Source organism: Planctomycetia bacterium, assembly GCA_034440135.1.
Lineage (GTDB): Bacteria > Planctomycetota > Planctomycetia > Pirellulales > JALHLM01 > JALHLM01.
In genome coordinates this window covers 1-5,510 of the sequence record JAWXBP010000391.1, presented here as the reverse complement: position 1 = coordinate 5,510, position 5,510 = coordinate 1, and the positions used below count along the sequence as shown (strand labels likewise).

Annotated in this window: 7 protein-coding genes; all 7 read right to left on the bottom strand. The window is 60.8% G+C overall.

Going from position 1 to position 5,510, the window contains the following annotated elements; all coding sequences use genetic code 11:
- The coding region (locus SGJ19_23310) for an FAD-dependent oxidoreductase (GenBank protein MDZ4783186.1) at positions 1-456 on the bottom strand (456 nt) is incomplete at its 3' end.
- Between the two features lie 355 nt (positions 457-811).
- Positions 812-2,227: a DUF1501 domain-containing protein gene (locus SGJ19_23305; GenBank protein MDZ4783185.1), complete on the bottom strand. Its 1,416-nt coding sequence runs from the start codon at positions 2,225-2,227 to the stop codon at positions 812-814.
- A gap of 130 nt (positions 2,228-2,357) precedes the next feature.
- Positions 2,358-2,630 (bottom strand): DUF4242 domain-containing protein, encoded by a 273-nt coding sequence (locus SGJ19_23300; protein ID MDZ4783184.1) that lies wholly within the window; start codon positions 2,628-2,630, stop codon positions 2,358-2,360.
- Positions 2,631-2,707: 77 nt separating this feature from the next.
- Positions 2,708-3,064 carry a hypothetical protein gene (locus SGJ19_23295; GenBank protein MDZ4783183.1) on the bottom strand — a complete coding sequence of 119 codons (357 nt, stop codon included), beginning with the start codon at positions 3,062-3,064 and terminating at the stop codon, positions 2,708-2,710.
- A gap of 219 nt (positions 3,065-3,283) precedes the next feature.
- On the bottom strand, positions 3,284-3,706 hold the full coding sequence (locus tag SGJ19_23290) for a secondary thiamine-phosphate synthase enzyme YjbQ (GenBank protein MDZ4783182.1): 423 nt from the start codon (positions 3,704-3,706) through the stop codon (positions 3,284-3,286).
- Between the two features lie 42 nt (positions 3,707-3,748).
- The gene (locus SGJ19_23285; GenBank protein MDZ4783181.1) at positions 3,749-4,450 is read right to left on the bottom strand and encodes a hypothetical protein; all 702 of its coding nucleotides are present in this window, start codon (positions 4,448-4,450) and stop codon (positions 3,749-3,751) included.
- Positions 4,451-4,605: 155 nt separating this feature from the next.
- Positions 4,606-5,493 carry a formylmethanofuran--tetrahydromethanopterin N-formyltransferase gene (gene fhcD, locus SGJ19_23280; GenBank protein MDZ4783180.1) on the bottom strand — a complete coding sequence of 296 codons (888 nt, stop codon included), beginning with the start codon at positions 5,491-5,493 and terminating at the stop codon, positions 4,606-4,608.
- Positions 5,494-5,510 lie beyond the last annotated feature (17 nt).

Here is a 5,510-nt window from a genome sequence, read left to right as displayed (position 1 = left end):
TTTCTGCGCTGCGCGATCGTTCGTGCGCTCGGCTTCCTCATACGCCGTCAACACGCGGCGACGAATCTCCGTCGCCTGTTCCAACGATTTGAGGCCGGGGGCGAATTCTTCCCAATCGTTGCGGCCGAAGTAACTGTGCTGTGCGCCGCAGGCGAGCAACAAGTAGTCAAATTCCCGCTCCGTGCCGTTCACCATTGCCACTTTGTGGGCGAGGTCGATTCCGGTCACTTCATCCTGGATCACGCGGATGTTGCGATACTTCGAAAGCAGGCTGCGAATCGGCGCGGCGATGTCGGCCGGACTGAGGCCGGCCATCGCCACCTGATACAGCAGCGGCTGAAAGAGGTGATGATTCCGGCGATCGACCAACGTCACTTCGACATTGCCGGCGCGACCCAGGGCCTTGGCGGCGTTCAAACCTGCGAATCCGCCCCCCACGATCAACACGCGCGGCATCCGGTAGGCCCTCAAGGTTCATGGTCATCCGCGTCAAACACGACGCGCCAGCAATTATCCGCACGACAATGCAATATCCGCAAGACGGGCGGAGGGCAACGCAACACTAGCCCGTAGCGCCAGCGAGGGAGAATTGACGACGCTAAATGCGACGAGATGAAACTCTCAACGACGTCACATCGAAAGCGCTGGGTGCCTGGGGCAGCGGCACAATTGTCGCGGCCTCCATGGTCGAACATCTGGGGCTAGGCAAGATGATTCAACAGATCGACACGATGCCCCAGTGTTTCGACATTGACAGACTCAATCGCCTGCCCCAGCCCCAGGCGCCCGCCCGTGAGTGTTGCAACGCGTTCTAGAACAACTCCGTCAGCGGCGCGCCGTCTTCCAGGAGATTGAATTCGCGGCCGTCCTTGTCGCGGGCGTGCAGATCGTCGATGCCCATCGCGTGATAGACGGTCTTGGCGATGTGCGCGGGCGTGACCGGCTTATCGGCGGGCAACTCCGCGCGGCGGTCGGTAGAACCATAAACCTGGCCGCCGCGAATGCCGCCGCCGGCGAGGACGACGCTTTGGCAATGCGTCCAATGATCGCGCCCCGCGCCATACGTGCCGCCGGAGCGGATGTCCCCGATCTTTGGCGTGCGCCCCATTTCGCTGGTGATCAACAACAGCGTTTCGTCCAACATGCCGCGGTTGTGCAGGTCTTCCACCAGCGCGGAATAGGCGCGATCGAACTCCGGCAGCAAGTCGTCTTTCAAGCAATTGAAATTGTTGGCGTGCGTATCCCAGCCGCCAGCGCTTTGGCACTTCTTGTGAAGCCGTTTTTCGTCTTCCATCCAGAAGACGGTGATGAAAGGCACGCCAGCCTCGACCAGTCGCCGCGCCAGAAGCAGACTCATGCCGTTCACGTTCTGGCCATAACGCTCGCGCAATGCTTCCGGCTCCGAAGAGACGTCGAACGCGGCCGTGGTTTGCTTCGAGCCGAGGAGCGTCATCGCGCGCTCCTGGAGTTGCGACCATTGGCGCGGTCGTGCGCCGGCTTCAAATTCTTGCTTTGCTTGATCGATGCTGCTCAACAGCGCCTGGCGCGATTGCAGCCGATCGACGGAGACGTCCCCCTCCAGCACCAGCGCCGGCGTCTGGAACTTAAGTGGCGCGGCGATGTCGCCGAACACGTAGAGCGGGTCGTACTCGACGCCCAACCGCGCGGCGAACTGTCCGGGCCGTGTATACGGCGCGGGGCTAGGCATCTGCGGGAGCGTCACCGCGTTCGGCAGCCCGTCGCCTTGCGGCAATCGCGCGCCCACGACCGAGCCCATGAACGGCCAATCGTCCGGCATCGGCGTGCGGTTATTGCCGAGCGAAAGGAACGTCGCGTCGGGTACATGCCCGGTGAGGTTGTGATAGTAACCGGCGTGGTGATCGTTGGTGTTCACCGTGGCGCCGACGGAGCGCACGATCGCCAAGTGATGTGCCTGCTTGGCGACGAGCGGCAAGTGTTCGCCGATGCGGACGCCCGGGGCGCTCGTGTCAATCGGTTGAAACGGCCCGCGATATTCCGCCGGGGCCTCGGGCTTGAGATCCCACATGTCGATGTGGGACGACCCGCCGCTCAAGAAAAACAGAATCGTCGACTTGGCTTTCGCGCCCGGATTGCGCTCCTGCGTGGCCGCATTCGCTATGAACGGCAAACCGCCCAATCCTGCCGCGGAAGCGACCAGAAACGAGCGTCGCGATACAGGCTGTCGCGTGAAGCTGCGATGCGGCATGGCGGGGCGACCATTGTCGAACAGGCGGGGCGGGGCTGGCCCTATTGTAGCGGCGCAGGAAGCTTCACATCAACCCGCCTTGATGCGATTCACGGCGAGATTCCCGCCCGTGACTATCTGGGCGAATGGCTCACTCGCCGGTCGTGGGATCGATCACGCCGCGCACTTCCGAAATGCGATTGGCCGGAAAGCCGCCCTGTTTGGCGTGCTGCTCGATCAAGTCCTTGCTCGGCGCGATGTACACGCAATAGACCTTGTCATCGGTGACATAACTCTCGACCCATTGAATCGCCGGGCCGAGGTTCTTCAGCACGGAGCAGGATTTCTGCGAAATGCCGTGCAGTTCGTCAGCGGAGAGTTTTCCGGCGCCGGGGATTTCGCGTTCGATCACAAACTTTGGCATGGAACCACCGAAAAATAGAGCGTGAGTCAATACCACAGCGTATCAGCTCGTGAAGCAGTTCGGTAGCCGCGGTTGCGTTACGTCGACTTTGCATTTCGATCGCCAAACGAGACCTTGTAAGCCCAGTCGATCAAATCCGCGTTCGCCATGTGGTCCATCGAATGCAGCTTCTTATAGATATTGTTCGGGGAATCGTAAGGAACGCGTCGCATTCCGTCCGAGGTCATTTCACCGAGGCGGAGTTCCAGCCAATTGATGACATCGCTTTGCGAGTCGACTTGCATCCGCAAGTGCATCGGCACAAGCGTCTGGTCTGAGATCAGAATACAGAGTCCGTAGATCTCGGCCTCGTGTTCGCCAAGCTTGCTTGCCGACGCCAGCGACACGCCGTCAAGGCTTTCGTGACGCCATTCGGGATGACATTCGCGAAGCACGTCGGGGATGTAGTACTCAAGAGCGTCAGAGGCGACTTTCAGTGAGCGTAAATTCAGAATCGAACCGCCAAGTTCAACCTGGCGGAGACAATTCCGAATTTCGCGGGCGATAGTGTTTTCAATGCTGAAGGCGAAACTCCGATCTCCACTTGTCGACGAACTAATGACTGGCGGTTGATTGGGAACGAGCGAAGTCGGTAGTTGGCTCAGTAGTTGGCCTCACTCCCCAATCACCTTCACCAGCACCCGTTTCGCCCTTCGCCCGTCGAATTCGCCATAAAAAATCTGTTCCCAAGGGCCGAAGTCGAGTTTGCCGTCGGTGATGGCGACGACGACTTCGCGGCCCATGATTTGGCGCTTCAGATGCGCGTCGGCGTTGTCCTCGCCGGTGCGGTTGTGCTGGTAGCGGTCCGGCGAGGCGTCGAACGGGGCCAGTTCTTCCAACCAGCGTTTGTAGTCGCGGTGCAAGCCGGGTTCGTCGTCGTTGATGAAGACGCTGGCCGTGATGTGCATGGCGTTCACCAGCACCAAGCCTTCCTGCACGCCGCTGTCGCGAACCATCGCCTCGACTTCCGGCGTGATGTTCACGAACGCCATTCGCTCCGGCAGCTTGAGCGTGAGATAGTGCGTGGCCGATTTCATGCGGTGTACAGGAAAAAGGTTGTCGGCCGTGACGACGCCCGATTAGGGCGCCGCGGCCGGTGCCGGCACTTGCAGACTGCCGCAAACCGCCGGCGCAACGATCGTGGTGAGCTTCAGAACTTCGTCCAAGTCGTCCGAGATCCGCAACCCGACGAGCACTTCCCAGCCGTTGGAATTGTGGACGTAGAGATCGAGCGTGCCGGGAATCGTCTCCTCGCCTGCGGGGGGCGTACCGAACGGCATGTCGCCGGTGATGTGGGCCTTCTTCCAAGCGACTTGCGTCACGCCATCCTCCGCGATAAACGATTCGTCCGTCCAGGTAACTGGCTTGCCAGGAAAAGCTTTCGGCAACAGCGCGTTCACGGCATCGACAAGCGGCTTTCCTTTGCCGACTTTTTGCTGGCACAGGTAGACATAGAGCGGCTTGTTGGCGTTTTGCTTCGTCAGTTTGTAACCGCGCCAACAGACGCGCTGAGCGGGCAGTTCCATGTTCGGCACCGACCATTCGTTGGGCGCGATTGGCTGATTGGCGAACTCCGCGTCGGCTGCACCCTTGGCGTATTGAACCTGCACTTCCAGCGGCAACCGAATTGTCGGCGAATCGAGATCGCCAGGGTAGATCTTGTCCTGACCCCACAACTTTTCGTACACGGCGAGAGTCTCGCCGAGCTTCGCGGCGGCGATGCCCTGCGTGTTGAGGCGGTTCTCGTATTCCGAAGTGCCACATCCGGTTGCGGTGAGCATCGCCAAGATCATTCCCACAACGTTTCGGCGGACAGCAATTGGGTGGCGCATCGGCAATTCAGGGAAGGACTTATGGGAGTGGATTCGATCGATTCTGGATGGCTGAGGCGGGGGTGTCAAGCAAGGCAGAACGACGGATCGTTCGACGCTTCACGCTAGGATAGCAGTTCGCGCAGATGGAAATGGAATTTTCCGAGCTTCCCGCCATAGTTGCCGGCGCTAATGGCGACGACGTCCGGCGCGGCGGCCGCGTGGATGCCAGCCGCCATCGCAGCGCGAATCGCGGGTTCGTCCGTGCCGTCCAGCACGATTTCCAGGGCGTAGTTGGTGCGCGGATCAAGACGGCTTTCTACTCGGCCGCGCAGCGTGGGGCAAAACGTATCGGCGGTCGACGCCGGCAGCTTCTTGTACTTGGAGCCGACTTTGCTCCCGCTCCGGGCAACGCCGCCAGGGAAGGGCGTGATCACGTTCGTCAGAGGCTCGATCGCCTCGATCGCCCGACGCGCCGCCGCCAGGACGCCAGGCAGGGTCGCCGCTTGAATGATGAAGTTGCCGCCGCCGATCCCTTTCGCGACGCCGAGTTTTTCCTCGACCAGAAATTCACCGTCCATCACCGGAATGCGCCAGTAGCGGCGGCCGTCAATCAGCTTGCTTTTTTGAAACCCATCGCCGAAGAAGCGGATGTGCTTGCCGAGCGGAATCCATTCCTCCGCCTCGGGCAGGCCGTTGTAGACTGCGCTCGTCGCGCACGTCATCAAGCATTGGCCGGTGCGGTTGGCCACGCTCTTCGCCAGACCTTCCGCGGAAAAGCCGAACACCAGGACACTGGCGCCAAGCCGGCCGTCGAGCGTCTGCTCCGGTGAAAGATATTGCTCGACGCCCGCTTCGGCGTCACAGGCGATAACGGAACTGGCGTAGCCGGTAAAAGCGCGCAATCCAGCGTCCAACCAATGGGCATCATGCGCCGTGACGATCAAACGCACATAGCGCAGGCGAAAGGCCTCTGCGAACGTATCGTCGATAAGCGTCTGACCAAGCTGCACGCCGCGCCGCCTCCGGT